General features: G+C 64.8%; 24 protein-coding genes. 13 read left to right on the forward strand and 11 right to left on the reverse strand.

Features of this window, described 5'->3' with window-relative positions:
• Nucleotides 1-282 precede the first annotated feature (282 nt).
• Together SAS01S_RS10905 and SAS01S_RS10910 are read left to right on the forward strand one after the other, a co-directional pair.
• Complete coding sequence (locus SAS01S_RS10905; protein ID WP_066807776.1) at nt 283-1875, forward strand: MFS transporter; 1593 nt, start codon at nt 283-285, stop codon at nt 1873-1875.
• A gap of 399 nt (nt 1876-2274) precedes the next feature.
• Nucleotides 2275-3303: an alanine racemase gene (locus tag SAS01S_RS10910; protein WP_066807778.1), complete on the forward strand. Its 1029-nt coding sequence runs from the start codon at nt 2275-2277 to the stop codon at nt 3301-3303.
• Nucleotides 3304-3404: 101 nt separating this feature from the next.
• Here SAS01S_RS10910 and SAS01S_RS10915 read toward each other — a convergent pair whose 3' ends face one another.
• The 3 genes from SAS01S_RS10915 to SAS01S_RS10925 form a co-directional block, all read right to left on the reverse strand.
• A complete protein-coding gene (locus tag SAS01S_RS10915; RefSeq protein WP_066807780.1) occupies nt 3405-6620 on the reverse strand; it encodes a TonB-dependent receptor domain-containing protein in 3216 nt (1071 codons plus the stop codon).
• A 192-nt stretch (nt 6621-6812) separates the two neighbouring features.
• Nucleotides 6813-7985, reverse strand: coding sequence for an acetyl-CoA C-acetyltransferase (locus tag SAS01S_RS10920; RefSeq protein WP_066807782.1), 1173 nt, complete (start codon nt 7983-7985; stop codon nt 6813-6815).
• Between the two features lie 35 nt (nt 7986-8020).
• Entirely contained in the window at nt 8021-9052 is a 1032-nt protein-coding gene (locus SAS01S_RS10925; RefSeq protein ID WP_066807785.1) for an alpha/beta hydrolase, read from the reverse strand.
• Between the two features lie 40 nt (nt 9053-9092).
• On the opposite strand from SAS01S_RS10925, the gene phaR reads away from it, so the two are divergent.
• On the forward strand, nt 9093-9662 hold the full coding sequence (gene phaR, locus SAS01S_RS10930) for a polyhydroxyalkanoate synthesis repressor PhaR (protein WP_066807787.1): 570 nt from the start codon (nt 9093-9095) through the stop codon (nt 9660-9662).
• A 5-nt stretch (nt 9663-9667) separates the two neighbouring features.
• On the forward strand, nt 9668-9865 hold the full coding sequence (locus SAS01S_RS10935; protein ID WP_066807789.1) for a hypothetical protein: 198 nt from the start codon (nt 9668-9670) through the stop codon (nt 9863-9865).
• On the opposite strand, the gene SAS01S_RS10940 is transcribed toward SAS01S_RS10935, so the two are convergent.
• The 3 genes from SAS01S_RS10940 to SAS01S_RS10950 form a co-directional block, all read right to left on the reverse strand.
• On the reverse strand, nt 9834-11303 hold the full coding sequence (locus SAS01S_RS10940; protein ID WP_066807795.1) for an ArnT family glycosyltransferase: 1470 nt from the start codon (nt 11301-11303) through the stop codon (nt 9834-9836). The genes SAS01S_RS10935 and SAS01S_RS10940 overlap by 32 nt on opposite strands.
• A gap of 35 nt (nt 11304-11338) precedes the next feature.
• Nucleotides 11339-12535 carry an aspartyl protease family protein gene (locus SAS01S_RS10945; RefSeq protein ID WP_245656848.1) on the reverse strand — a complete coding sequence of 399 codons (1197 nt, stop codon included), beginning with the start codon at nt 12533-12535 and terminating at the stop codon, nt 11339-11341.
• A 106-nt stretch (nt 12536-12641) separates the two neighbouring features.
• Nucleotides 12642-14162 (reverse strand): TadA family conjugal transfer-associated ATPase, encoded by a 1521-nt coding sequence (locus tag SAS01S_RS10950; RefSeq protein ID WP_066807797.1) that lies wholly within the window; start codon nt 14160-14162, stop codon nt 12642-12644.
• A 112-nt stretch (nt 14163-14274) separates the two neighbouring features.
• Between SAS01S_RS10950 and SAS01S_RS10955 the strand changes: the two genes are divergently transcribed.
• Complete coding sequence (locus tag SAS01S_RS10955) at nt 14275-14727, forward strand: DUF6265 family protein (RefSeq protein WP_245656850.1); 453 nt, start codon at nt 14275-14277, stop codon at nt 14725-14727.
• Nucleotides 14728-14929: 202 nt separating this feature from the next.
• On the opposite strand, the gene SAS01S_RS10960 is transcribed toward SAS01S_RS10955, so the two are convergent.
• From SAS01S_RS10960 to SAS01S_RS10980, 5 genes are all read right to left on the reverse strand, one after another.
• Nucleotides 14930-15181, reverse strand: coding sequence for an ATP synthase F1 subunit epsilon (locus SAS01S_RS10960; protein ID WP_066807800.1), 252 nt, complete (start codon nt 15179-15181; stop codon nt 14930-14932).
• A 193-nt stretch (nt 15182-15374) separates the two neighbouring features.
• On the reverse strand, nt 15375-16916 hold the full coding sequence (atpD, locus tag SAS01S_RS10965) for a F0F1 ATP synthase subunit beta (RefSeq protein ID WP_245656852.1): 1542 nt from the start codon (nt 16914-16916) through the stop codon (nt 15375-15377).
• A gap of 95 nt (nt 16917-17011) precedes the next feature.
• Nucleotides 17012-17893, reverse strand: coding sequence for a F0F1 ATP synthase subunit gamma (locus SAS01S_RS10970; protein WP_066807802.1), 882 nt, complete (start codon nt 17891-17893; stop codon nt 17012-17014).
• Nucleotides 17894-18061: 168 nt separating this feature from the next.
• On the reverse strand, nt 18062-19591 hold the full coding sequence (gene atpA, locus SAS01S_RS10975) for a F0F1 ATP synthase subunit alpha (protein ID WP_066807806.1): 1530 nt from the start codon (nt 19589-19591) through the stop codon (nt 18062-18064).
• An 11-nt stretch (nt 19592-19602) separates the two neighbouring features.
• Nucleotides 19603-20157, reverse strand: coding sequence for a F0F1 ATP synthase subunit delta (locus SAS01S_RS10980; protein WP_066807807.1), 555 nt, complete (start codon nt 20155-20157; stop codon nt 19603-19605).
• Nucleotides 20158-20542: 385 nt separating this feature from the next.
• On the opposite strand from SAS01S_RS10980, the gene SAS01S_RS10985 reads away from it, so the two are divergent.
• From SAS01S_RS10985 to SAS01S_RS11015, 8 genes are all read left to right on the forward strand, one after another.
• Complete coding sequence (locus SAS01S_RS10985) at nt 20543-21388, forward strand: hypothetical protein (RefSeq protein ID WP_066807808.1); 846 nt, start codon at nt 20543-20545, stop codon at nt 21386-21388.
• Nucleotides 21388-21561 carry a hypothetical protein gene (locus SAS01S_RS22800; protein WP_169804945.1) on the forward strand — a complete coding sequence of 58 codons (174 nt, stop codon included), beginning with the start codon at nt 21388-21390 and terminating at the stop codon, nt 21559-21561. The genes SAS01S_RS10985 and SAS01S_RS22800 overlap by 1 nt, the downstream gene beginning before the upstream one ends.
• On the forward strand, nt 21558-22205 hold the full coding sequence (locus SAS01S_RS10990; RefSeq protein WP_066807809.1) for an alpha/beta hydrolase: 648 nt from the start codon (nt 21558-21560) through the stop codon (nt 22203-22205). The genes SAS01S_RS22800 and SAS01S_RS10990 overlap by 4 nt, the downstream gene beginning before the upstream one ends.
• Before the next feature lie 42 nt (nt 22206-22247).
• Nucleotides 22248-22943, forward strand: coding sequence for a M24 family metallopeptidase (locus tag SAS01S_RS10995; RefSeq protein WP_066807816.1), 696 nt, complete (start codon nt 22248-22250; stop codon nt 22941-22943).
• A 42-nt stretch (nt 22944-22985) separates the two neighbouring features.
• A complete protein-coding gene (locus tag SAS01S_RS11000; protein WP_066807818.1) occupies nt 22986-23417 on the forward strand; it encodes a hypothetical protein in 432 nt (143 codons plus the stop codon).
• 1 nt (nt 23418) lies between these two features.
• The gene (locus SAS01S_RS11005) at nt 23419-23940 is read left to right on the forward strand and encodes a GNAT family N-acetyltransferase (protein ID WP_066807820.1); all 522 of its coding nucleotides are present in this window, start codon (nt 23419-23421) and stop codon (nt 23938-23940) included.
• Nucleotides 23941-24006: 66 nt separating this feature from the next.
• Nucleotides 24007-25044, forward strand: a complete 1038-nt coding sequence (gene ada, locus SAS01S_RS11010; RefSeq protein ID WP_066807822.1) for a bifunctional DNA-binding transcriptional regulator/O6-methylguanine-DNA methyltransferase Ada — start codon at nt 24007-24009, stop codon at nt 25042-25044.
• Entirely contained in the window at nt 25044-25511 is a 468-nt protein-coding gene (locus tag SAS01S_RS11015) for a DUF1203 domain-containing protein (protein ID WP_066807824.1), read from the forward strand. Before ada ends, SAS01S_RS11015 begins: the two co-directional genes overlap by 1 nt.
• The last annotated feature ends 130 nt before the right edge of the window (nt 25512-25641 follow it).

Genomic DNA, 25641 nt, shown 5'->3' on the forward strand with positions numbered 1-25641 from the left:
AAGCCGTAAGGAGAGGCGGGGCGGCCGGAGTGTGGCAGGCGGATTCTAAAACCCGATCCGCCCGCCGCCCTCGAGTCGCGACGCCACTTCTTTCGCAACCAAAGCCACCAGCGCCTCGGGCTCGGGCCGGGCCTTGGCGAAGCGCAAGCCGCGCGCAACCACGGCGAGATCTCCCGGCGTTACGCCCTGAAGTTAGTTTCAGGAGAGTGATCGAGCGCCAAGCATCATGCTTGCCGCCGCCACACGACACGCTACACCCAACGGCAAACAGGGGATTGATCGATGGCGACGGTAATGGCGGAAGAGTTGCGGCCGGATCCCAGCCCATCCGATATCCGGTTGGTCATCGCCGCCTCGTCGCTCGGCACCGCGTTCGAGTGGTACGACTTCTTCATTTACGGCACGCTCGCCAAGATCATCGGCGCGGCCTTCTTCCCGGCCGGGAACGAGATGGTCCAGACGCTGCTCGCCTGGGCAGGGTTCGCGGTCGGCTTCGGCTTCCGCCCATTGGGCGCGGTGCTGTTCGGCTATCTCGGCGACAAATTGGGCCGCAAATACACGTTCCTCGTCACCATCACCTTGATGGGCATCGCCACCGCCGGAGTCGGGCTTGTCCCGCCCGCCGCGCAGATCGGATTGTGGGCGCCGGGTATCATCATTCTGCTACGCGTCGCTCAGGGCCTGGCGCTTGGCGGCGAATATGGCGGGGCGGCGATCTATGTTGCCGAGCATTCGCCTCCGGGTAAATCGGGCTTTTACACCAGCTTCATTCAGGCCTGCGTCGCGGGCGGGTTCATCCTCAGCCTTGCGGTGGTGTTGTTGACCAAGCTCGCGGTGACCGAGGCGGCCTGGGCGGAGTGGGCATGGCGTTTCCCGTTCCTGTTCTCGCTGGTGCTGCTCGCGGTGTCGCTGTGGATGCGGCTCAAGCTCAGCGAAAGCCCGGTGTTCCGGGCGATCAAGGAAGCGGGGGAGACGGTTAAGAACCCGATCGTTTCCAGCTTCACTTATCCCGGCAATCTCAAGCGGCTGTTCGTCGCCTTGTTCGGCGTCGCCGCCGGACTGACGGTGATCTGGTACACTGCGCTGTTCTCGACCTTGTCGTTCCTGACGACGACGACGCGGGTCGAGGAAACCACCGCGCAGCTGATCGTCGGCGTGGCCGGCGGTGCGGGATTGGTCTGGTTCATCTATTTCGGACGGCTGTCAGATCGCGTCGGGCGCAAGGGACCGATTGTGATCGGCTATGCGGTGACTTTAGTCCTGCTTTTCCCGATCTTCTGGGTGATCGGCAGCGCCGCCAATCCCGATCTGGCGCACGCCGCCAAGCGCGCGCCGGTGGTCGTGTCGGGACCGCACTGCACTTATGATCCGTTCGCTGCCAAGCAGGTCGACGAATGTGGCCAGCTGCTCGACTATTTCTCCAAAAAGGGCATCGCCTATACCAAGGACACCACGCCGGCGATCGCGGTGATCATCGGGGGAGACGCGGTGCCCGATATCAGCCCGGCCGGGCTCGACGCGGCGCTCGCCGCCAACGGCTACAAGCTCGACAGGGTGCGTCCGACGGCGATCGGGATCGCGGTCATCATCTTCGCGATGCTGGTGATGGGCGCCTTGGCCGGCGCGACCTATGGGCCGGTCGCCGCGCTGCTCGCGGAGATGTTTCCGGCGCGCATTCGCTACAGCTCGATGTCGATCCCCTATCATATCGGCACCGGCTATTTCGGCGGCTTCCTGCCCTTCATCAGCCAGTATATCGTCGCCAGGACCGGCAATCCCTATGGCGGGCTGTGGTATACTTGGGTGGTCGTGCTGATGGCGTTGCTGGTCTCGTTGTGGGGCCTGAAGTGGAAGGGCGACAAGCTTCCCGAATAGCGGGCAGCTATAACCCGCGGTTGGCCTAAGGGTCTGTACTTAATAGCGGCGGGGATCGAGATTGCGTTGTGGAGCCCGTCGGCGAGGAGCGCAGCGCAGTCGCGTAGCTTGAGCTACGCGCAAGCAAGCGGCGACGTCCGGCGGGCTTCACAACGCAACCGCGAAGCGGCGGGCGGATTTTGCCGCGTGGATGAACAGGTAAAACTGCCCCCGGCAGTTTTAGCCGTGTCCGGGGGACACGGCGACCTGTTCATCGTCCCTCGTCGGTCACGATGCATAATGCATCGCTCCCTCCTCGCTCCTACCCACGCGACAAAACCCGCTCCGTCTCGACCCCGCCGCTATTAAGTACAGGCCCTAGCGTTGCCGATAGCGGAGACACGCCCTAGGCAGCGGCGCATGGTTGCTGCTCCTCTTCGCCTGCGTCGCGATGCCGACGCGCTTGTCGCCAATTGGCGCGCTCTCGCCCGGATGAGCGGCTCGGCGGCGTGCGGCGCGGCGATCAAGGCCGACGGCTACGGACTCGGCGCCACCTGGGTCGCGGAGACGCTGGCGGCGGCGGGATGCCGCGATTTCTTCGTCGCCACCTGGGCCGAAGCCGCCGCGCTCGTGCCGCTCGGCTTGCCCAGCTTGTCGGTATTCCACGGGGTGCGCGACGAGGACATGGAATTGGCGCTGTCGGGCATCGCGACGCCGGTGCTCAACACGGCCAAGCAGGCGGCGCGCTGGCGCGGTTCCGGAGGGCACGCGTGTCATGTCATGCTCGACACCGGCATGAACCGGCTAGGGTTGGGGGAGGGCGACCTCGCCTTGGGCGCGATCGACGGGCTCGCCATCGACACGTTGATGAGCCATCTCGCCTCGGCGGATGAGGACAGTGCGCAGAATAGCGAGCAACGCGGCCGGTTCGTCGCGATGGCCGAAAAGGTCGCGGCGCGGCGGCTGAGTCTCGCCAATTCGGCCGGGATCGCGCTCGGGCCGGACTATGTCTTCGACCTCACCCGTCCCGGCCTCGCGCTTTATGGCGGCGTCCCGCGATCTGAGCTCACCGGCATCATCTCCCAGGTCGCCTTTCCCGAAGCGCAAGTGCTTCAGCGCCGCATCGTCCCTGCTGGCGAGGCCGTGGGGTATAACGCGACCTGGATCGCGCCGGCCGATACCGAAGTGGCGATCCTCAATTATGGCTATGCCGACGGCTATTTCCGAGGCTTTTCGGGACGGGGTGCCGCGCTGCTCGGGGGGGCTGTGTTGCCACTACTCGGCCGCGTATCGATGGATCTGATCGCGATCGACGTGACTGGGCACGATATCGCCGAAGGCGATTGGTTGACGATCGATTTCGACTTGCCGCGCGCCGCGGAGCGATCGGGTATATCGCAATATGAGTTGCTGACGGGGATGGGATCACGGTTCGATCGGATCGGTTGACCGGTCGGGCAACTGACGCTGCCTGCTGCGGGTCCGCAATCCCCAAAAAAAGAAGGGCCGCCTCTTGCGAGACGGCCCCTTTTTTATTTGTCTTTGCCCGCTTAGCGGAACTTGAGCTTGAAGCCGGCGTAGAAGAATCGACCGACGTTGTCGTAGATCGAACTACCCGCGCCAGTGCCGGTCAGCAAGAACGGCGGCTTGGTATCGAACAAATTGTCGACGCCAGCATAGAATTCATACTTCTTGCTGATCGTCGCGCCCAGCCGAACATTGTGATACCATGTGGCTGGGTACCAGACCTCGGCGGTGAGATCGGCGTTCTGTGGCGGGTTGCCGTTGAACGAGTGCTGTGCCTCGTAGGTGCCGATCGTCATCTTGCCGATATAACGTGCCTGGTACCGCAGGCTGAACCCACCCTGAGTCTCGTAAGCGACAGACGCCTGAGCCTCGAACTGCGGATCGCCCAACTCGCTCAACTGACGGTCCGGAGTGTTCGGGTTGACCGGATCGAGATAGTTGGTTTTCTCGAACACATAGGTCCCGATGCCGCGAAGCGACAAACGGCCGCCCAGGACGGTGCGGGTATAGGACAAGTCGGCGTCCAGACCGCGAGTCTGTTGCCGCGCGAAGTTAACCGGGCCCGACGAACCGACATAAGGCGTCGCGAATTCGTGGGTGGTTGAGTCACGTGGATTGAGCAGCGCGCAATATTGGTTGCTCAGCGACGGCGCATCGTAGCACTGGTTGAGAATTGTCTGCAGACCCAACGACTGGATTAGGCTCTTCACGTTGATATTGTAGTAATCGAACGTCAGCACGAGACCGGGCACGAAGCGCGGTGTGATCACTGCACCGTAGGTCCAGCTGTTCGACGTCTCAGCCGTTAGCTGTGAGTTGCCGCCGTCCAGATAGCTGAGCGTCTGGGTACGCGCCGGGGTGTTGACGAACCCGACCGGTACCCCAGCAGCTGCACAATTGGCCTTGCGGTTCGTGCTGCCGCCCGTGCCGTTGTTAATGTTGGCGATGTCACAGGGATCGCCCACCGAGGCGAAGTTCTGCGACAGAGGTGAAAACAGATCGCTCTGGGTCGGCGCACGCACCGACTTCGAATATCCCGCGCGGAACCGGATATCCCTGACCGGTGCCCAGATTCCCGACACGTTGTAGGTCCACACCGTCCCGGTTGCCGTGTTGTAGTCCGATACGCGACCGGCGCCCGCGATCGTCAGTTCCTGCGCAAACGGCAGGTCTTTGAGGATCGGGATGTTGATCTCCGCAAACGCTTCTTTGACTTCCAAGGCCGGCGGCAGGAACGGCTGGATCGCGTTGAGGAAAGTGCCGCCCGACTGGGTCAGGGCGTCGTAGACCGAACGCGCGGTTTCCCTACGGTACTCAGCGCCGATGTTGAACGCGACTGGGCCGCCCGGCAGGGAGAAGAGCTGCGAAAGATCACCGGTGAGGTTCGCCGTGATGTCGAGCTCGGTAGCGCGCTCGACGCGGGTTGCGGTGGTGTTGATGAACTTCAGAGCCGCGGCCGACGGCGCACCGCTGCCGAACACGTTGATCGGCACGCAGTCCGGACGAACGTTACCGCCGGCACCTGCGTTGATCCCGCAGATGACCTTCTGGCCGTTCGCACCAGTAGCGAAATTGCTTCCGGTGAAACCGGCCGGCGCCACAACTGCGTCTTCGGCGAGCAGGAAACCGTCGAGATTACCGTTCAAGTCGAACAGCTTGAGGTTGTTCAGCGACGTCATGTGCGTGTCGAGCTGACCGTAATTGACCGCCACTTCGTAGCGCCAATCCTCGTTGAACGTGCCCTCGACGCCGCCGACGATGCGGAAGGTATCGCGACGATGCAGTTCGCCGCGACCGCCGAAATCGACGTTGAAGCGGCTAAGCGTCAACAGGCCGGTCGCCGGGTTGGCGCAACGGCCGATCGACTGCAGCGTTTGCAGTGCCTGATTGGAGAGGAACGGGTTGTTGCACCGCAGTTCCTTGATCGCTGCGAACTGCTCATCGGTGGTCGCAAAGAAGCCAGCCAAGGAGCCCTGGAAGAAGCTCGGCTGGCCTTCCTGATTGGCATTGATGCGGACGAATTTTGCTTCGACGAACGGTTTGAATGCGGGCGAGACGTCGAAATGCGCCAATAGGCTGACCGAGATACGCTCGAGTGCTGGATCGAGCTGACCAGTGTTATTCAGCGTCGAGCCAAGACCACCCACGGTGTTCGAACTGATGCCATTGGTGATATCGCGGAAATCGATCGTCGGCTGACTGAGCACCAGAGAACCGTCGGGCATGAACATGTAACGCTCGGCGTTGTTTGCCGACGCGCCGGTTACCCGGCTGGCGCGGCACCTGCCGGCCAGAATGCTACCCGCCGCAGGGCCGCCGGCCGCTGTGCTCGGACAGATCGCGGTCAACTCGCCCCCGTCAGAGATCGAGCCGTTGCGGACGCCCCTGTAGAAATGCTGGTCGATGATGCCGTTGGAGCCGCTCGTGCCATCGAGCGTCGTGTCCGAATCGGTATTGAACTGGTTGCGGCCGCTGAACGCACCGGTCAGATAGTCGCGATCGGTCAAGTAGAGCGCATTGTTCTTAGAATATTCGGCGGCGACAGCGATATTGCCGCGTCCACCGGCGAAGTTCGTGCCGGCTGCGATCGATCCGAAATAGCTGCCGCGGTCGCCGCGCGACGAAATGCCGCCCTGGCCCGAGATTTTGATGCCAGTGAAGTTACGCTTCATGACGAAGTTGACGACGCCCGCGACCGCGTCCGAACCGTAGACGGCCGAGCTGCCGCCAGTGACGATGTCTACACGTTCCAGCAAGTCGTCCGGAATAGTATTGGTGTCGACCAGATAGTCGCCCGGCGATGCCGTGACATGACGACGGCCGTTAACCAACACCAGAGTGCGGGCGGTGCCCAGGCCGCGAAGGTCGAGCAAGTTGAGTCCCGAGGTGCCGATGAAGCGCGTCGAGTTCGCCTGGCTGAACGTCGAGCGCAACGCCGGCAAGTTGTTGAGTGCGTCGCCGACGTTGAGTTGGCCGTTGGAAAGCAGATCTTCGGCGGTCACTGTCGTGATCGGAACGGGCGACGATAGAGTCGGGCGAGCGATGCGCGAGCCCGTGATGATAATCTCGTCCTTGTTCGGCTTGCCGTCGTCGGTTGCGGTGGTTTGAGGATCGGTCTGCGGCGCGGTGACCGGGACTGGAGTCGCATTAGGCGTGTCGGACTTTGCCTGCGCGATTGCCGGCAATGCCGACAGCACGCCAACGAGCGCGGTCGCGCCCAGAAAACGCTGGATATTCATGTTAGGCCCCTTGCTGTCGAGGTCTAGATGCCTCGGTGCAGCGATAGAACCCTTACGACTTCATTCATGCAAGGTTCAGCACCTTGGCATCCCGCATGTTTTCGGCAGAGCGTGGTATATCTGCAACGCGGCTTCGCGAAGCTTACGTGGCCATAACAAATTGCGCAATTTTAGAACCCGTTTTGCCGATCGTCACCGCTCGACGCACATCGCGATTCCCATGCCGCCGCCGATGCAGAGCGTCGCGAGTCCCTTTTTCGCGTCGCGCTTGGCCATTTCATACAGCAGGGTGGTCAGCACGCGCGCGCCCGATGCGCCGATCGGGTGGCCGATCGCGATCGCGCCGCCATTGACGTTGACCTTGTCGGGGTCCCAGCCGAGTTCCTTGCCGACCGACAGTGCCTGCGCGGCGAAGGCTTCATTGGCCTCGATCAAGTCGAGATCGGCGATCGACCAGCCGGCCTTTTCCAGCGCGCGGCGCGTCGCCGGCACCGGACCGATGCCCATGATCGAGGGGTCGACCCCCGCCGATGCCCAGCTGGCGATCCGCGCCAGCACCGGCGCGCCGCGCTTCGCCGCCTCGTCGGCTGACATCACCACCAACGCCGCCGCGCCGTCGTTCAGGCCCGAGGCGTTGGCCGCGGTCACCGTGCCGTCCTTCTTGAACGCCGGGCGCACGCCAGACACGCTGTCGATCGTCACGCCCGCGCGGATATATTCGTCGTCGGCGACCACCGTGTCGCCCTTGCGGCCCTTGATAGTGACGGGCACGATCTCGTCGCGGAAGCGACCGGACGAGCGCGCGGCGTCAGCCAGGTTTTGCGAGCGGACCGAGAACTCGTCCTGCATCTCGCGCGTGATCTGGTATTGCTCGGCGAGGTTCTCCGCGGTGATCCCCATATGATAGCCGTTGAACACATCGGTCAGCCCGTCGCGGATCATCGTGTCGATCAGCTCCAGCGTTCCCATCTTTTGCCCGGCGCGGATGGTCTGGGCATGCGCGCTCAGCGACATCGATTCCTGCCCGCCGGCGACGACGATCCGCGCATCGCCAGTCGCGACCGCCTGTGCCGCCAAGGCGACGGTGCGCAGGCCCGATCCGCACACCTGGTTGACTCCCCAGGCCGGGATTTCCTTGGGCACGCCCGCCGCCATCGACGCCTGGCGCGCCGGGTTCTGGCCCTGCGCGGCGGTCAGCACTTGGCCGAGGATGACTTCCGACACTTCCTCACCCGCGACACCTGCTTGCGCCAGTGCCGCCTCGATCGCGATGCGACCAAGCTCGTGCGCCGGCGTCCCGCCGAACGCGCCCATGAAGCTGCCGACCGGCGTGCGCTTGGCGGCGGTGATGACGATGTCGGTCATGGAGACTCCGATTCAGAGGTGGGTTTCGCGGCTATCTAGGCGCGCTTTAGCCACTGTACCAGCGGCTCCCACAATTGGACTTTGGCCCGGCCGCCGACGATCATGCCGACATGTCCCGAACCGAGGTCGTGGCGGTCGGCCAGGTCGGCGGCGCTTTCCTTGGGAACGATGCGGTCGCTTAGCGAGACGAATTCGACCGCGGGGCAGGGCAAAGCGTGCGGGTCGACCGTGCGACCCGCGACGGTCCAGCCGCCTTTGCCGCTCAGGTCGTCGCCGACGAACTCCTCGAACAGTTGCCGACCGGCCGCGTAGGGCAATGGCGCGCCGGCATTCGCCCAATCCTCCAGCGCGATGAACCCGTGCCAGCCCGGGCTGCCCGGTTCCATCCGCCCGAATGCTTCATACTTGCTCACGGTGCGCCCTGGGTCGAGGCGCCAGAACCCGGTCTGCAACACTTCCATCGGCACCAGCCCCATCCGTTCGCAGACCGGCTTGGCCGATTGCCACAGCTCGCCGATCGCCGTGCGTCCGCCGCCGAAGCCGGTGAAATGCCAAGGCGTGGCGATCAACCCGAGCCCGGCTATCCCGCCTGCCGCCGCCGCGCCAATCGCCAGCGTGCCCCCCAGGCAGTAGCCGACCAGCAGCGGCGGTTCGTCGAACCTGGCGATCAGCGGCAGCAGGATGCGTTCGACATGCGCGGTCACGTCCATCGCGCGATCGGCCGGCGTCGGCTCGCCCCAATCGAGCAGATAGGGGTGCAGCCCCTGTTCGCTGCACCAGCGCAACAAAGAATTTTGCGGCGCAAGATCGAGGATAAAGGGCGGATTGATCAGCGACGGCACGAAGATCACGGCGCGACCGTCGCCGCCATAATCGCGCAGTCTTGCCCGCCCGGCTCTGAAACGCATTGGCGCGGACCGTTTTTTCGACGCGCGCGGCGCCTCCTGATACGCTTTCAGCCCGACCAGGGCGGCGGCGCGGCGTTCGGGCGATGCTGCGGTCTCTTCGCGCAGCATTTCGAGGAACAACGGTAAGGGACGCGGTCCATGTTGCGGTGCGTCATGCATTGATGGTACAGCCGCGACAAATCATTGGAGGGGCGTTCCCATGAAGAAGCAGGCGGCCACTGACGGCCCGGTGATCATCAAGAAATACGCCAATCGTCGACTCTATAATACCGAAAGCTCCTCCTACATCACGCTCGACCATCTCGCCGCGATGACGCGCGAAGGGCGCGATTTCAAGGTCGTCGATGCCAAGACCGATGAGGACATCACTCACAACGTGCTGACCCAGATCATCATGGAAGAGGAAGCGCGCGGCCAGACCATGCTGCCGGTCAATTTCCTCCGCCAGCTGATCGCGATGTACGGCGATTCGATGCAAGCCTTCGTGCCGAGCTATCTCGAAGCATCGATGGACAGCTTCCGCCGTAATCAGGAACAGTTCAAATCGGCGGTCGAGGGCGCGTTCGCCAACTCGCCCTTTGCCGAGATCGCCAAGCGCAACATGGCGATGTTCGAAGCGGCGACCTCGGCCTTCAAGCCGCAAGCGGGCATGGGGGCGGCGGCCGCGCCTACGGCTCCGGCCACGCCGGCAGAAGGCGACGACGACGTCTCCGCGCTCAAGGCAGAATTGGCCCGTCTGCAGGAAAAGATCGACAAGCTCGGCCAATAGAGATTGTGGGCTTTTCGGCGAAGCAGATTGCGGAGGCGGTAGCGGTCGCGCTGGCGCTGACCGCGCTGGTCGCGGGGGTTATCGATTGGCGTCACCGCAGGCGCGACAATCTCGATCGTGTATCGGTGCTCGACTGGCGCAATATCCAGGTATTCGCGCTGATCAGCGCGATCATTGCCGCGGCGGTGGCGTTCCAATTGTAGCCGGCACATCGCGGGCGGGCAGGTCGCGGCGCAGATAGACCAAGGTTCGATAGTCGGCGCGTGGCACGCTGTAGATCACGCGATAGCCCCCCAGCGCCGCCTTCAGCGCGGCCAGGCTGCCCGGGTTCCAGATTTCGAGTCGTCGCGTCGAGGTGACGATCACCGGCGGCCGCGCGGCGAGGATGCGCCGGACCTCGGCCGCCTCGTCGATCCCGGTCGCGCCCTGCTCGGTGGTATAGGCCAACAGGTTGGGGAAGGCGTAGCGCGTCGGTAGGCAAGTGCCGGCGAGGTCGTAGGTGAAGGTGTCGCCGATAAAGACATAGGGACAGCCGTCATGGCTGTTGGCCTTGACCAGTGTCGCCACTGCATAGGCGCCTTCGCCATCGTTGCTCTTGATCCCGCGCTCGACGACATTGAGCAGCAGCCCGAGCGCCAATGTTGCGATCAGCAACCGCGACGACCGGCCCAGTGCGCGCGCCGCGACGACCGCGATCGGCGCGACCAGCGGCAAGGCGTAATGATCGAAGAACGTGCCGATCAGCAGGAACCCGCCGCCGGCCGCCGCCAGCCAACCGAACCCGATGAGCGCTTCCTCGCGTCGATCGGCGCGGGGCCGCCACGCCCAGGCGATCGCGGCCGACACGATCAATGGCGACAAGGTCGCGACGATGCCGAGCAGCCGCATCGCCAATTGGTCGGCCGGATAGCCCGCGCGCAGGAAGATCGAGGTGACGTTGGCGAACCAGAAGGCGCCGAACGCCTGCGGGCCGAGGTGCCAATAATAGGTGCCGATCGCCAAGGTCGGTGCCAGTCCCGCCAACATCCATAACAACGCCGCGCCCGCGAGCATTGCCCAGCCTGCGCGCGAGCGGCGCAGATACCAGAGATGGGCGCAGCCGATGAACGCACCCTCGATCGCCGGCGTGTATTTGGTCTGGATCGCCAGCCCGCCGAGCAGGCAGGCGAAGGTCCCCCAGGCGATAATCGCGCGAGTCGCGCCGGCCCGCGCGCGATCGGGCAAGTGGAGCGCGATCAGCGCGGCGCCGGCGACGAACAGATTGTAGAAGACCGGCGATTGCCCGCCGCGCCCACCCAGCAACGGCAGCCAGATCAGATACGCTGCCCCCGCCGCCAGCGCGCCGGTCCGGCTCGCTCCCGTCCGCAGCGCCGCGCGCCAGACGACATGGGCGGTTGCGGCGGCGAACAGGCTCGCGACCAATTGATAGGCGATCACGCCGTTGCCGGGCAGCAGCCGCATCGCAGCATAGAGCAGGAACAACCCGACCGGCTTGCGGTCCCAGATGTCGAGATAGGGTATCGCACCGTGCAAGATGCGGTCGCCGACCAGCAGATAATATTGCTCATCGACATGGATGACGGGGTTGCCGAAATCCCAGGCGCGCAGGGCAAGTGCGACGACTGCGAGCACCGCCGCCATCTGCCAGGCCCTGAGACGATCCAACCCGCCTGCGCTCAATAGAAGCGCTCCAGCGTCAGCTTGCGCTCGCCGCCGCCGCAAATCCCTAGCCGCACGATTCGGCCCGGGTCGGCGACCGACCAGGTCGAGATCGGCTCGCTGGCGTAATTGGCGGTGATCGGCTGGCCATCGACGCTGCAGATCTGGTCGCCCGCTTGCCAGCCGGTGCTGGCCGCCGGGCTGCCGCGCATGACGTGGAGGACGCGCAGGTGATCGCTGTAGAAGCCGAGCAGCAATCCGCTGGTCGAGCGCAGCGGCGGTCGGTCGACATCGGCACCGGCCGCCATCACCATGCGGCCGGCGCCGGGGTCGAGCAACACGCGATAGCGCTGGAGATAGCCCAGCCCGATCCGCCCCGCCGCGCCCATCTGCGCGGAAAAGCCGCGGCCGGGCTCGATTCGCGCCTCGGCATCGCGCACCGTCGTCTCGCCGACGCGGACCGCGGGCAGCACCGTCAGCTCGGACGTGACCGGTCCGGCGATGCTGTACGAAATAGTGGTGGTCGTGGTCGGCTTGACGCCGCCGACCGATTTCCATGCCTCGTCCGACATGGTGATCGTCGCGCCGTCGCCGGTGTCGACGATCATCGGCCGCAGCCTTGTGCCGTCGATCGACATCTCGCTGACATAGAATTGGTCGCGCAGCGCCATCGCCAGCGGCGCGGTCTGGCCGGAAAAGGGCAGGCGACCGCTCGGTAACAGGCGGAAACGCTGTGCGGCGAAGTCGATATCGAGCGCATAGCGGCGTAGCAGGTCGCTGCCGATCACCGCGTCGATCGTCGCGCCGTTGCCGGTGGCGCCGCCGGGCAGATCGAGCACGCCGAGCCGCCCGCCGCTGCGGGTCAAGCCGCCGATCGCCAGGATACCTCCGTTGATCTGACCCATGGCGACGGTGCCGCCGATGCCGACGCCTTCGCCGCCGCCGGAGATCTTCAGCCCGGCGCGGCTGGCGAAGCGGCGCGAAACCACCGACAGGCTGAACCCGGTATCCAGGATCGCGGTGACGGCGCGGCCGTCGACCGTCATCCGGAATTGGATCTGGTTACCTGGTGTGAGATCGAACGGTACCCATTGCGCCTCGGCGTCGGGCGAGAGCACGACGCGTTCGGCCGGCGGTTCGGGCATGGCTGGGGGCATCGCTCCGCCCAACGGCAAAGCGGCGAACATCAGCAAGGGCAGCATGCGGCGGCGCATGCGTCCCGCTTATACCTGTCGCGACCCCGCGGATACGGGGTAAAATCGCTGTTAACCGCGTTGTTTGCGCTTCGGCGTCAGCGAGCCGGCCGCCGCCCTGTGCCGATTACAAACAAGCTTCGAGATACGCCTGGTCGAACCCGAACATGCGCGCCTTCTCCAGCGTGTAGGGGCGCAGTCCCATGGCGCGATATTCGCCGACGATCTTACCGTCGGCCGATTCGCTCTGATATTCGAACTTGAAGAGTTCCTGCGTCACGATGACCGGCCCTTCCATGCCGATCACCTCGGTGATGTTGGTCACGCGGCGGCTCCCGTCGCGCAGACGCTTCACCTGGACGATCATGTCGACCGAATCGGCGATCTGGCGGCTGATCGCTTCCTTCGGGATCTTGATGTCGCCCATCAGCACCATGTTCTCCATACGGCCCAGGCATTCGCGCGGGCTATTGGAGTGGAGCGTACACATCGATCCGTCGTGACCGGTGTTCATCGCGGCGAGCAGGTCGAAACATTCCGAGCCGCGGATTTCGCCGAGGATGATGCGATCCGGCCGCATGCGCAGCGCGTTCTTGACCAGGTCGCGGATAGTGATCTCGCCCTGGCCCTCGAGATTGGCCGGGCGGGTTTCGAGCGGTAGCCAGTGCGGCTGCTGCAGCCGGAGTTCGGCCGCGTCCTCGATCGTCAGCACGCGCTCGCCCGGGTCGATCATCTTCGACAGAGCATTGAGCATCGTCGTCTTACCCGAGCCGGTACCGCCCGAGATGACGACGTTGAACCGGCACGCGCCCGCGATCTTGAGCGCGGTCGCCATCTTCTGCGACATCGACCCGAAGCCCGCCATCATGTCGAGCGTGATCGGCTTGTTGGAGAATTTGCGAATCGAGATCGCAGTGCCGCGCAAGCTGAGCGGCGGGACGATCACGTTCACGCGGCTGCCGTCCTTGAGGCGGGCGTCGGCCAGCGGCGTAGTCTGGTCGACGCGGCGGCCGACCGAGTTGCAGATGCGTTGTGCGATCTGGAACAGATGCTCCTCGTCGCGGAACTGGATCGGTGCGATCTCCAGCCGGCCCTTGCGTTCGATGAACGTCTGGTTGGGACCGTTGACCATGATATCGCTGATATCGGGGTCGGCGATCAGCTCTTCCAACGGGCCCAGGCCGAGCAGTTCGTCGACCAGCACCTTTTCGAGCGCGAATTGCTCGCGGCGGTTGAGCGTCAGTTTGAGCTCGGCGAGCACCTCGCCGATGATCGGACGGAATTCCTCGGCCAGCTCGTCCTTGTTGAGCGTCGCGGCGGCTTCCGGATCGACGCGTTCGAGCAGGCGCGGCAGCACCTGTTCCTTGATCTTGTGGACCGAGGCCTCGAACCCTTCCGCCTTCATGCCGGCGGCTTCGCCACTGGAATTCTGGCGTTCGGTCAGGCGCGCCATCGCCTCGCCGTTGCTGCCCGGCAAGTGGCCTGGCTGATCGGCGTCGATCTCGGTCGAATCGGGGAGCGGTGGGAATTGCTCGGCGGCATCGGCGGCGGGCTGGGCACCACCACCTTGCATCGGTCGCGCCACGCCGAAGGCCGGCCTTCCGGCCTGCCCGGCACCCATTCCGCTACGGCGCCCAAACGCGCTCATGCCCCTCGATCCTTCATGGTCAGGTCCGGTTCGTACGGGCTAAGCTTTGACAATTTCCTAACCAAGGCGATGCCGGACTAAGCTGGGCTTGGCGACAATAAGGGAGGCGAGGATGCGTCGAACGATATTGCTCGGACTGGCACTGCTCGCGACGGGGGCCGGATCGGCGCCGGTGCCGGCGATGCCGGGCTGGCTCACGGGATGCTGGAACGAGCAGAAGGGGCCCAATTGGACCGAGGAATGCTGGACATCCCCGCGCGCCGGCAACATGCTGGGGAGCGGACGCAACGGGCGCGGAGACGACCTCCGATCATGGGAAGCGATGCAGATCGAGCGTGGGCCGGACGGCAGGCTCGTCTTCTACGGCTCGCCCAAAGGCGCGCCGCGGGTCGGCTTCACCGAAGTCTCGTCAGGGCCCCGCGAAATCGTCTTCGCCAATCCCGCGCACGATTATCCGCAACGCATCCGCTATTGGCGCGAGGGGATGGACCTGGCGGCGGAAACCAGCCTGATCGATGGGACCAAGGCGTTTCGCTGGCATTATCGGCGTCAGCTCGGCAGCTGAGGTTTCGCGTCATCCCAGCGAAAGCTGGGATCTCAAGCAGCTTTGGCACTGCAACAATAAAGGCGCCAGCTTTCGCCGACGCCGATAACTTCCGCGGGATGGAGCGCCGCGGCAAAGCCGCGTCGTCGGTTCTCGCTCCGCGAGGCCGGCCGGGCTCGTCGCCGGGCGGGAAATAGCTGCGGCTATTTCCCTGCGACGAGCCTCAACCCGCCTGTTCGGCGAGCACCGTCAACCCGGTTGCGGACACCTCGGCGAATCCGCCCTTGATCGGCACCAATTCGGGCTCCGATTTGTCGGCGCGGTAGATCGCCAGATTGCCGTCGCGAATCGTCGACATGAAGGGCGCATGGCCTTCCAGCACACCGAAATCGCCCTCGGTGCCCGGGACGACGACCTGATAGACTTCCTCCGAGCGGAGCAGTTTTTCGGGCGTGACGAGTTCGAAATGCAGCATTGCCTTATTCCTAAAACCCCTCTCCCGTCGGGAGAGGGTTGCGCAGACTTAGCCCCGGACTTGATCCGGGGCTTAGTCGGAGCTGGGTGAGGGGATCACCCTATCGAGAGCGGGTCCCCTCATCCAACTTCGGCTAGGCAGCAAGCTGCCAAGCCTTCGTATCCTTCTCCCTCTGGAGAAGGTTTGCAGTAGCTTACGCCTCCGCGGCCATCTTCTCGGCCTTGGCGATGACGCCGTCGATGCCGCCGACCATGTAGAAAGCCGATTCCGGCAGGTGATCATACTCGCCGTTCACCACCGCCTTGAACGAGCGGATCGTGTCTTCGATCTGGACGAACTCGCCCGGGATGTTGGTGAACACCTCGGCGACGTGGAACGGCTGGCTGAGGAAGCGCTGGATCTTGCGCGCGCGGCTGACCGTCAGCTTATCCTCTTCCGACAGTTCGTCCATGCCCAGGATGGCGATGATGTCCTGCAGCGACTTGTACTTCTGCAGGATCGACTGGACGGCGCGCGCCGTCTCGTAATGCTCCTGGCCGACGATGCGCGGTTCGAGCACGCGGCTGGTCGAATCGAGCGGATCGACCGCCGGATAGATACCGAGTTCCGAGATCGCGCGGTTGAGCACGGTGGTCGCGTCCAAGTGGGCGAACGAGGTCGCCGGCGCCGGATCGGTAAGGTCGTCCGCGGGGACGTACACGGCCTGGACCGAGGTGATCGATCCCTTGTTGGTCGAGGTGATGCGCTCCTGCAGCGCGCCCATGTCGGTCGACAGGGTCGGCTGATAGCCCACCGCCGACGGGATGCGGCCGAGCAGTGCCGACACTTCGGCGCCGGCCTGGGTGAAGCGGAAGATGTTGTCGACGAAGAACAGCACGTCCTGGCCTTCGACGTCGCGGAAATATTCCGCGATGGTCAGGCCCGACAACGCGACGCGAGCACGCGCGCCGGGCGGCTCGTTCATCTGGCCATAGACCAGCGCCACTTTCGAGCCCTCGCTGACGGCATTGCCATCGGCGTCCTTGGCGATGACGCCCGCGTCGAGGAACTCGTGATAGAGGTCGTTGCCCTCACGGGTACGCTCGCCGACGCCGGCGAACACCGAGGTGCCGCCATGGCCCTTGGCGATGTTGTTGATCAGTTCCTGGATCAGCACGGTCTTGCCGACGCCGGCGCCGCCGAACAGGCCGATCTTGCCGCCCTTGGCATAGGGCGCGAGAAGGTCGATGACCTTGATGCCGGTGACGAGGATCGAGCTCTCGGTCGACTGATCGACGAACAAAGGCGCGTCGGCGTGGATCGGGGAGGTCTGCGTGGCGTTGACCGGGCCGCGCTCGTCGATCGGCTCGCCGATGACGTTGAGAATGCGGCCGAGCGTGGCTGGGCCCACCGGAACGCGGATCTGCGATCCGGTGTCGGTGACGTTCTGGCCGCGAGTCAGACCCTCGGTCGAGTCCATCGCGATCGTGCGGACGGTGTTCTCGCCGAGATGCTGCGCGACTTCGAGGACCAGGCGGTTGCCATTGTTATCCGTCTCGAGCGCCGACAGGATGGCCGGCAGCTGGTCGGGGAAGCTCACGTCGACGACCGCGCCGATCACCTGGCTGATGACGCCGACATTGTTGGTCGTCGCCTTGGGCGCCTGAATAGTCGTCGTATCGGCCGGGGCGGCGGCCGCCTTGGTCGCGCGCGGCTTGCGAGCGGGCTTCTCTGCAGTCGGGGCGTTGCTAGCCATCGTCTTTACCTTCTTCCTCAATCGTCATCCCAGCGAAAGCTGGGATCTTATGCGGCTCGAGACCCCAGCCTGCGCTGGGGTGACGGCCTAGAAACTCAGAGCGCTTCAGCGCCCGAAATGATTTCCACCAACTCGGTGGTGATCGCGGCCTGACGGGCGCGGTTGTACTGGATCGACAGCCGCTTGATCAGGTCGCCGGCGTTGCGCGTGGCATTGTCCATCGCGGTCATCTTGCTGCCCTGCTCCGACGCCGAATTCTCGCGGATCGCGCGGAACAGCTGGATGCCGACGTTGCGCGGCAGTAGGTCGGCGAGGATTTCCTCTTCGTCGGGCTCGTATTCGACCGAGGCGCTGACGCCTGTCGCGTTGGCGGCGATCGCCGGGATCGACACCGGGATAATCTGCTGCTCGGTCGGTTCCTGTGTCAGCACCGATTTGAAGCGCGAATAGAATAGATGCGCGACGTCGAACTCACCCGCCTCGAACCGCGCGATCAGGTCGTCGGCATAGCCGCGCGCATCGGTGAAGCCAAGCTTGTCGAGCGCGCCGGGTTCGATCGAGTGAATGAAGTCGTTGGGGTACAAGCGGTTGAGCACCGCACGACCCTTCTTGCCGATCGTGTAGAACTTGACGGTCTTGCCCTCGGCGATCAGCTCACCCGCGCGTCGGCGCGCCAGACGCGCGATATTGGTGTTGAATGCGCCGGCCAGGCCCTTGTCCGAGGTTGCAACGACGAACAGGTGGACCTGATCCTTGCCGGTGCCGGCGAGCAATTTGGGCGAGGACGGTCCAACGGCGACCTTCGACGCGATGCTCGCGACCACCTTCTCCAGCCGCTCGGCATAAGGGCGGCCGGCTTCGGCCGCTTCCTGCGCGCGGCGCAGCTTGGCGGCGGCGACCATCTTCATCGCCTTGGTGATCTTCTGCGTCGACTTCACCGAGCCGATGCGGATCTTGAGGGCCTTAAGACTTGCCATCGTAACCTTCTCTGCCTCTCCCGCTTGCGGGAGAGGATACGGAGACTTGGCAGCTTGCTGCCTAGTCGGAGTTGGTGAGGGTCTTCCTTCTTCCTCTCGTCCAGCCGCCTGGAAGAAGAAAGAAGACCCTCACCCAACCCTCTCCCGCGAGCGGGAGAGGGCTAGAACTTACGCAAACGTCTTGGCGAAGGCGTCGAGCGCGGCCTTGAGCTGGTCGCGGACATCGTCCTTCAGATCCTTGCTGTCGCGGATCGACTTCAGGATGCCCGCGTGGTTGGCGCGCATATCGGCGAGCATCGCCGCTTCGTAGCGGACCACGTCGAGCGTCGGCACCGCGTCAAGATACCCTTGGGTACCCGCGAAGATCGACACCGTCTGCTCTTCGAACGGCAGTGGGCTGAACTGCGGCTGCTTGAGCAGCTCGGTCAGGCGCGCGCCGCGGTTGAGCAGCTTCTGGGTCGAGGCGTCGAGGTCCGAACCGAACTGCGCGAACGCCGCCATTTCGCGATACTGAGCGAGCTCGAGCTTGATCGAGCCCGACACCTTCTTCATCGCCTTGGTCTGCGCGGCCGAACCGACGCGCGACACCGACAGACCGACGTTGATGGCAGGGCGGATGCCCGCGAAGAACAGATCGGTTTCGAGGAAGATCTGGCCGTCGGTGATCGAGATCACGTTGGTCGGGATGTACGCCGACACGTCGCCCGCCTGGGTTTCGATGATCGGCAGCGCGGTCAGCGATCCGCCGCCCATCGCGTCCGACATCTTGGCGGCGCGCTCGAGCAGGCGCGAGTGGAGATAGAAGACGTCGCCCGGATAGGCTTCGCGGCCCGGCGGGCGACGCAGCAGCAGCGACATCTGACGATAGGCGACCGCCTGCTTCGACAGATCGTCGAACACGATCAGCGCATGCATGCCGTTGTCGCGGAAATACTCACCCATCGCGGTGCCGGTATAGGGCGCCAGGAATTGCAGCGGGGCGGGCTCCGACGCGGTCGCGGCGACCACGATCGAATAGTCCATCGCGCCGTTCTCGGTCAGCGTCTTGACCAGCTGCGCGACGGTCGAGCGCTTCTGGCCGACCGCGACATAGACGCAGTACAGCTTCTTCGACTCGTCGTCGCCGGCGTTGACCGTCTTCTGGTTGATGAAGGTGTCGATCGCGACGGCCGACTTGCCGGTCTGGCGGTCGCCGATGATCAGCTCGCGCTGGCCGCGGCCGACCGGAACGAGCGCGTCGATCGCCTTGAGGCCCGACTGCATCGGCTCGCTGACCGACTGGCGCGGGATGATGCCCGGCGCCTTCACTTCGACGCGGCTGCGCTTCTCGGCGACGATCGGGCCCTTGCCGTCGATCGGGTTGCCGAGGCCGTCCACGACGCGGCCGAGCAGGCCCTTGCCGACGGGGACGTCGACGATGGTGCCGGTCCGCTTGACGACGTCGCCTTCCTTGATCTCGGCGTCCGAGCCGAAGATCACGACGCCGACATTGTCGGCTTCGAGGTTAAGCGCCATGCCCTGCACGCCATTGGCGAACTCGACCATTTCGCCCGCCTGGACGTTGTCGAGCCCGTGGATGCGGGCGATGCCGTCACCGACGCTCAGCACCTGGCCGGTTTCCGAGACCTCGGCCTCGGTGCCGAAATTGGCGATCTGGTCCTTGATGACCTTCGAGATTTCTGCGGCGCGGATGTCCATGTTCTAAACCTTCAGCCTTTCATCGCGTGCGCGAGGGTATTGAGACGGGTACGGATCGAGGAATCGATCATCTGCGATCCGATACGAACGACCAGGCCGCCGAGCAGCGACTGGTCGACATTCAATTCAACGGCGACCTCGCGACCGACGCGCTGGCGGAGCTGCTGCTTGAGCTCGCTCACCTGCGCGTTCGACAGCGGATGCGCGGACGTCACTTCGGCCGTGGTCTCGCCGCGATAGCGCGACGCCAGGCCGCGAAACGCGCGGATGATCGCCGGCAGCTGGCCGAGACGCCGGTTGTGCGCGAGCACGCCCAGGAAGCTGGTCGTAGTCGCGTCGAGCTTCATCACGCCGGCCGCGGCGGCGACCGCCTTGGCGGCGTCGAGTCGGCCGATCAGCGGGCTGGTGGTCAGCGTCTTGAAGTCGGCCGATTCGGCCAGCGCCTGGCGGATCGTCGCCAGGCTCGCTTCGACCGTGTCGATCGACTTCGATTCGCGGGCGAGCTCGAACAGCGCGGTTGCATACCGTCCACCTAAGCTCGCTTGAATACCGCCGGATTGCTCCACGCGATGATGGTCCTTTTCAAAAGGGTATGTGGCCCCATACGAAAAGAGGGCAGCCCTGAGGCGCCCTCTATGGGTTGGCGCGCGGTTAGCATCGGGGGGCTGGGGATGCAACCCGGTGCTTTAGGATGAGGTGCAAAGTGGAGTGGCCTGGCACTCCTATAGCCCTCTCCCGCGCGCGGGAGAGGGAGGGGCCCGCCGCCGAAGGTGGTGGGAGGGTGAGGGTCTTCTTACTTCTTTCTGTCCCGACGCATGCCTGGAAGAAAGAAGACCCTCACCCAACCCTCTCCCGCTTGCGGGAGAGGGCTATAGCGGCATGTCGCATTTTACCTATCCCGGCTTGACCTGCTCGCCTTGGATGTGCGGAAAGTGCCAACAGGGGTGCCTCATGGACGTAGAACTCGCCGAAGAACGCGTGCTGATCCTCGCCGACCGGTTCAACATGGACCATGCCGAGGGGCGCGCCTGGACCAAGCGGACCGATGCGTTCGGGACGATGGCGAAGATCACCGGATTCCTGTCGCGGCCCAAGGACGACGACCATGAAGTGATCTATCGCGAGCGCCGGCTGCAGCCGTTCTTCCGCATCGGCTGCACCGCGACCATGACCTATGAGCGGCACAAGGACTATCGCGTCGCGGTCGACGCCAATGTCACCAAGGTCGAGGTCGACGGCAGGATGCACGTCGTCACGGGCGGCGCCTATACGCTGACCGGCACCGAAACCTGTCATGACGAGATCCATCGCGAAGTCTATTACGACGCGATCAGCGGCAGCCCCGATCCGACCGCGGCCCAATATCTCCAGCACGAGGCCAAGGTCATCGACGCCAAGGGGCTCGCCAAGGCAGCGGCCGATGGCGCAGTGGTGGTGCCGCCCACGGCCAAGGCGTCGATGCTGGTGCGCGACGTGCTGGCGAGCTCGATCGAGCGAATCGAGGCCGACAAGGTGCTCGAGGAGAAGCTCTCGCTCCATCACATCGATCTCTATTATCGCCCGGTCTACGCCTTCCGCTATCGCTGGCAGGGCAAGGAAGCGGTGGTCGAGTTTGACGGCGTGACCGGCGAGACACGGACCGGCGGCAGCACGTTTGAGCAATTCCTCGGTCACAAGATCGACGCCGAATTCCTGATCAATGCCGGGGTCGAGGCGGCGGGCATCTTCATCCCCGGCGCGCGGCTGGCCGAGATCGTCATCTCGAAGAGCATGAAGGCGCGGGAAAAGAAGAAGTAATGCGCCGCAGATTGCGCCGGATCGCGATCGGACTGCTGATCGCGGTGGCACTGATCTATGTCGCCATCGTCGGGCTGCTCTACACCTTCCAGCGGCGGCTGATCTATCCCGGCTGTATTTCGGCACCGCGGCGGTCAATCCCGATCACAGAGGTTATCGCGATGTCGCGGTGACGACTTCGGACGGTTTGCGCGAGCGGCTGCTCTATCATCCGCCGCAGCCGGGCAAGCCGGTGATCCTGTTCTTCCACGGCAATGGCGATTCGGTGCTGGGCAGCGTGGTCGCGATGCGCTCGCTGGTCGCTGCGGGCTATGGCGCGGTGCTGCCTGAATTTCGCGGCTTCAACGGTGCGCCCGGCATTCCCGACGAGCAAGGCCTCTATCGCGACGCGCGCGCGTCGCGCGCGTGGATGACAGCCAACGGCATCGGCGCCGACCGAACGGTCATCATCGGTTACTCGCTCGGCACCGGAGTGGCCGCGCAGATGGCGCTGGAGCGAACTCCGCGCGCGCTCATTCTGGTCGCCCCTTATGCCGGCATCGCCCATGTCGCCGCGGCGCGCTTCTGGTGGCTTCCCGCTAACCTGCTGGTCAGCGAGCGGTTCGACACGGCAGCCAAGATCGGCCGTATCGCCTGCCCGACGCTGCTGATCCACGGTGCGGCTGACACGACCATTCCTCCGGAGAACAGTGCCTTGCTCAAGACGCTGCGTCCAGGCGCCGATCGCGCGGTCGTTCCGGGCGTCGGGCATGAAGTGGTGTTCGGGCAACCGGCCCAGGAGCTGATGGCGCGTTGGCTGAAGGCGCATGGGCTCTAGCCAACTGGCCCCGCGCGATCCGATTGCCTATTGGAGCGCGCGATGACTCACGCCACGCTTTCGCCCGCCGCGCGCCACGCCGAGCTTCATGCCGCCCAGGACATCGCGCTGATATTGCTCGACCGGATCGAAGCGCTGGGATTGATCGCGCCGGGCCGCACTGAGCGCGAGGTCGAACAGGACATTTATGCCCTCGCGCGCGACGAATTCGGGGTCGACAAACATTGGCACAAGCGCATCGTTCATGCCGGCGTCAACGGCCTCGCCACCGCGCGCGAAAACCCGCCGGTGCTGACGATCGCCGAGGACGACCTGGTCTTCCTCGATCTCGGACCGGTGTTCGACGATTGGGAAGCCGATGTTGGTCGCTCTTATGTCGTCGGCAACGATCCCGACAAGGTTCGCCTCGTGGCCGACCTTCCGACCCAGTTCGACAAGGTCAAGGCGCAATTCGATGCGCATCCCGACATCACCGGCGCCGAGCTCTACGCTTTCGCTTGTGAGAGCGCGGCCGCGGCCGGCTGGCGGTTCGGCGGGGTGATCGCGGGTCACGTCGTCGGCGAATTCCCGCACGCGCATCTGCCCGGCGACAAGGATTTCTACCGGATCAATCCGGAGAACACGACCCGGCTGCGCGACCCTGACCCCAACGGCAACGAGCGCTTCTGGATCCTCGAAATCCACCTCGTCGATCCCGCCGGCCGCTACGGCGGTTTTTACGAGCGCCTGATGTCCTGATCCGGCTTGTTAAGCCTTCTTTTGCTGCCATAACCGCGCGCGATGAAACCCACCACGCTCCGCAGCCTGCGCCAATGGCACCATTATATCGGTGTCTTCCTGGCCCCCGCGATCCTGTTCTTTTCCTTCAGCGGCCTGATCCAGGTCCTGGGGTGGCAGGATTTGAAAAACCCGCCCCCGGCCGGCTGGGTTTCGGCGATCGCCGGTATTCACAAGCATCAGATGCTGCCCAAGCCCAGCCCGGCGGAACCCGCGCGCAAGCCCGCTGCCGCGAAGCACGCGGACGGCGATGACGACCACGATCACGGCGGCTTCACGCCGCTCAAGATCTTCGCGTTGCTGACCGCGATCGGCCTGTTCACCACCACGCTGATCGGCCTGACCATCGCGCTCGGCACCCGGACCATGCGTCGCAAGTCGTTGATCGCGTTGGGGTTGGGCATCGTCGTGCCGGTCGTCCTGTTGGTCGTGTGACATGGCGCTCGACCGCCAGCCGCATCTGATCGGCGAGCTGATCGAGCTTCGTCCGGCGACCGCCGACGATTTCGACGCCTTGTTCGCGGTCGCCGGCGACCCGCTCATCTGGGAAGTTCACCCCGCGCACGATCGCTGGCAGGAACCGGTGTTCCGTCGCTTTTTCGCCGACGGCCTCGCTTCGGGCGGCATGCTGGTGGCGATCGATCGCGCCAGCGGTGCGGTGATCGGCAGCTCGCGCTACGATTTCGGCCGCGCCGAGCCGGATGAAGTGGAGATCGGCTGGACCTTCCTCGCGCGGTCGCATTGGGGCGGGCGCTACAATGGCGAGATGAAGCGGCTGATGCTCGATCATGCTTTTACCGGCGTGTCGCGGGCGATGTTCATGATCGGCGACACCAATATCCGCTCGCGCCGCGCAATCGAGAAGATCGGCGGCAAGCTGACGGATCGGCTCCATCAGGCCGAGATGGCGGGCAAGCCGGTGACGCACGTCATCTATACGATCGAGCGGCCAGCCTGATCAGCCTTCCGCTTTGGCCGCAAACGCCGGGATGTGGCGGCCTGCGCAGGCGCCTACATAGGGTGCATGACGACCGAAACCCCCATCGATATCGACGCCGCCTGGGCGGCCTTCGAGGCTCGTGATCGCGCGGCTGACGGACGCTTCGTCGTCGCGGTCAAATCGACCGGCATCTATTGCAAGCCGAGCTGCCCGGCGCGGCATCCGCGGCGCGAGAATGTCAGCTTCTATCGCGATCCGACCGAAGCGCGTGACGCCGGCTTCCGCGCTTGCCTGCGCTGCAAGCCCGACGAAGTCGGCCGCGATCGCGTTGCGGTCGCCAACGCCATCGCGCTGCTCGAAGCGGCCGAGGATGCCATCTCTTTGGAGGAGCTGGCGGCGGAGGTCGGCTACGCGCCGCATCATTTCCACCGCCTGTTCAAGCGCGCCACCGGGGTGACGCCGGCGGCCTATCATCGCGGCCTGCGTGCCACCCGCGTCGCGCACGCGCTCAAGGAAGAGGCGTCGGTCACCAATGCGATCTACGAGGCCGGCTATTCGGCGCCGAGCCGCTTCTACGAAAGCGGTGCCAAGCGGCTGGGCATGACCCCCAGCGCCTGGCGGCAAGGCGGGGCCGGGGTGACGATCCGTTGGACGATCGCCGACACCAGCCTGGGCAAGTTGCTCATTGCCGCCACCGACAAGGGGCTGTGCCGCGTGTCGTTCGACGAGGATGCGCTCGACCTCGCCAAGCATTTTCCCAAGGCCGAGATCGTCCCCGGCGGTGCCGCGCTGGGCGACCTCGCGGCGCGCGTAGTGGCCAAGGTCGAATCGCCCGATCGCGACCAGAATCTGCCGCTCGACGTCCAGGGCACCGCCTTCCAGGAAGCGGTGTGGCAAGCACTCCGCGACATCCCCGCGGGCGAGACGCGGTCCTATGGCGAACTCGCCGCCATCGCGGGAAGTCCCAAGGCGGTGCGCGCCGTGGGCAGTGCGTGCGGTGCCAATCATGTCGCGGTGGTGATCCCCTGCCATCGCGCGCTGCGCAGCGACGGCTCGATGGGCGGCTATGCCTATGGCGTCGACCGCAAGACCGTTCTGCTCGATCGTGAAGGAGTGAAGTAATGGCGTATGTGATCCGCGGGCTCGACCCCTCCCCGTTCAAGCCGCTCTACGGCCTGAGCGACGGCGAACTGGCCGCGTTCGGTGCGGTGCGCCGGCGCGCCGATGAGAAGCCTGGCTTTCCCTGCCGCGTGACGCTGGAGGATGCCGAGCCGGGCGAGGATCTGATCCTGATCAACTACCAGCACCTGCCGGTCGATAGCCCCTATCGCGCGAGCTACGCGATCTTCGTCCGCGAGGGGGCGGCGCAAGCGGCGGAATATCGCGACGCGGTGCCCGAACAGCTCTCCCGCCGCCTGCTCGCGCTGCGCGCCTTCGATGCCCAGGGCATGCTGCTCAAGGGCGACGTGATGGACGGGGGCGGCCTGGCCGATGCGATCGACCCGTGGCTGGAGGATTCGAACGTCGCCTATCTCCAGGCGTACAACGCCCGCGCCGGGTGCTTCGCGGCGCGGATCGACCGGGCTTAGGTCGCCTCCCTAACATCGTCATCCCCGCGTAAGCGGGACCCATCTCCAGGATTATCCACCATCGCACGGGTGCGTTTTGCGGCGCATGTGGGAGATGGGCCCCCGCTGTCGCGGGGATGACGGTTGTGAG

This window comes from Sphingomonas asaccharolytica NBRC 15499 (genome assembly GCF_001598355.1).
Lineage (GTDB): Bacteria > Pseudomonadota > Alphaproteobacteria > Sphingomonadales > Sphingomonadaceae > Sphingomonas > Sphingomonas asaccharolytica.

Excerpts from the sequence above, each read along its gene's own strand:
- SAS01S_RS10905 (WP_066807776.1), top strand. The coding sequence starts at position 283 with ATGGCGACGGTAATGGCGGAAGAGTTGCGGCCGGATCCCAGCCCATCC.
- SAS01S_RS10910 (WP_066807778.1), top strand. The coding sequence starts at position 2,275 with ATGGTTGCTGCTCCTCTTCGCCTGCGTCGCGATGCCGACGCGCTTGTC.
- SAS01S_RS10915 (WP_066807780.1), bottom strand. The coding sequence starts at position 6,620 with ATGAATATCCAGCGTTTTCTGGGCGCGACCGCGCTCGTTGGCGTGCTG.
- SAS01S_RS10920 (WP_066807782.1), bottom strand. The coding sequence starts at position 7,985 with ATGACCGACATCGTCATCACCGCCGCCAAGCGCACGCCGGTCGGCAGC.
- SAS01S_RS10925 (WP_066807785.1), bottom strand. The coding sequence starts at position 9,052 with ATGCATGACGCACCGCAACATGGACCGCGTCCCTTACCGTTGTTCCTC.
- phaR (WP_066807787.1), top strand. The coding sequence starts at position 9,093 with ATGAAGAAGCAGGCGGCCACTGACGGCCCGGTGATCATCAAGAAATAC.
- SAS01S_RS10940 (WP_066807795.1), bottom strand. The coding sequence starts at position 11,303 with ATGGCGGCGGTGCTCGCAGTCGTCGCACTTGCCCTGCGCGCCTGGGAT.
- SAS01S_RS10945 (WP_245656848.1), bottom strand. The coding sequence starts at position 12,535 with ATGCGCCGCCGCATGCTGCCCTTGCTGATGTTCGCCGCTTTGCCGTTG.
- SAS01S_RS10950 (WP_066807797.1), bottom strand. The coding sequence starts at position 14,162 with ATGAGCGCGTTTGGGCGCCGTAGCGGAATGGGTGCCGGGCAGGCCGGA.
- SAS01S_RS10955 (WP_245656850.1), top strand. The coding sequence starts at position 14,275 with ATGCGTCGAACGATATTGCTCGGACTGGCACTGCTCGCGACGGGGGCC.
- SAS01S_RS10960 (WP_066807800.1), bottom strand. The coding sequence starts at position 15,181 with ATGCTGCATTTCGAACTCGTCACGCCCGAAAAACTGCTCCGCTCGGAG.
- atpD (WP_245656852.1), bottom strand. The coding sequence starts at position 16,916 with ATGGCTAGCAACGCCCCGACTGCAGAGAAGCCCGCTCGCAAGCCGCGC.
- SAS01S_RS10970 (WP_066807802.1), bottom strand. The coding sequence starts at position 17,893 with ATGGCAAGTCTTAAGGCCCTCAAGATCCGCATCGGCTCGGTGAAGTCG.
- atpA (WP_066807806.1), bottom strand. The coding sequence starts at position 19,591 with ATGGACATCCGCGCCGCAGAAATCTCGAAGGTCATCAAGGACCAGATC.
- SAS01S_RS10985 (WP_066807808.1), top strand. The coding sequence starts at position 20,543 with ATGGACGTAGAACTCGCCGAAGAACGCGTGCTGATCCTCGCCGACCGG.
- SAS01S_RS22800 (WP_169804945.1), top strand. The coding sequence starts at position 21,388 with ATGCGCCGCAGATTGCGCCGGATCGCGATCGGACTGCTGATCGCGGTG.
- SAS01S_RS10995 (WP_066807816.1), top strand. The coding sequence starts at position 22,248 with ATGACTCACGCCACGCTTTCGCCCGCCGCGCGCCACGCCGAGCTTCAT.
- SAS01S_RS11000 (WP_066807818.1), top strand. The coding sequence starts at position 22,986 with ATGAAACCCACCACGCTCCGCAGCCTGCGCCAATGGCACCATTATATC.
- SAS01S_RS11005 (WP_066807820.1), top strand. The coding sequence starts at position 23,419 with ATGGCGCTCGACCGCCAGCCGCATCTGATCGGCGAGCTGATCGAGCTT.
- ada (WP_066807822.1), top strand. The coding sequence starts at position 24,007 with ATGACGACCGAAACCCCCATCGATATCGACGCCGCCTGGGCGGCCTTC.
- SAS01S_RS11015 (WP_066807824.1), top strand. The coding sequence starts at position 25,044 with ATGGCGTATGTGATCCGCGGGCTCGACCCCTCCCCGTTCAAGCCGCTC.